This is a genomic window from Nguyenibacter vanlangensis (genome assembly GCF_013376155.1).
GTDB lineage: Bacteria > Pseudomonadota > Alphaproteobacteria > Acetobacterales > Acetobacteraceae > Gluconacetobacter > Gluconacetobacter vanlangensis.
This window is the reverse complement of sequence record NZ_JABXXP010001288.1, coordinates 1-513: the sequence shown is the minus strand read 5'-3', so window position 1 is coordinate 513 and position 513 is coordinate 1. Positions and strand designations below refer to the sequence as shown.

Below are 513 nucleotides of genomic sequence, written 5' to 3'. Positions count from 1 at the left end.
CTCCAGCGCCGCTTCCTCCGTCCCGGGCCTCATCCGGCCAGCACCTCCGCGACCCAGCACGGCACCGTCCGGCTGGCCGGGCCGACCATGGACCGGTCGAACAGCCCCGGTTCGGCCGGCGGACGCAGGTTGATATCCAGCGTGTCGGCATGGGCGCAGACCTGCGCCACGAAACCCGCCGCAGGATAGACCGTGCCCGAGGTGCCGATCGTGACGAACAGGTCGCAGGCCGCCAGCGCCGCCTGGATCCGTTCCATATGCAGCGGCATCTCGCCGAACCAGACGATGTCGGGCCGTAGCGACGCGGCGCCGCAACGCGGGCAGGGCGTGTGCGGCAGGCAATCATCGTCCCAGCCCGGCGTCGCGCCGCACGATATGCAGCGCACCCGGCGGACTTCGCCGTGCATATGCACGACGTCGCGGCTGCCCGCGCGCTCGTGCAGATCGTCGATGTTCTGGGTCACGACCAGGATGTCGCCCGCCCACTGCCCGTCGCGCGCGGCCCGCTCCAGC

The 513-nt window shown here is 71.7% G+C and carries 1 protein-coding gene; it reads right to left on the bottom strand.

Annotation, left to right across the window (positions count from 1 at the left end; translation table 11 throughout):
- Nucleotides 1-29: 29 nt before the first annotated feature.
- The coding region (locus tag HUK84_RS22650) for a Sir2 family NAD-dependent protein deacetylase (protein WP_176642093.1) at nucleotides 30-513 on the bottom strand (484 nt) is incomplete at its 5' end.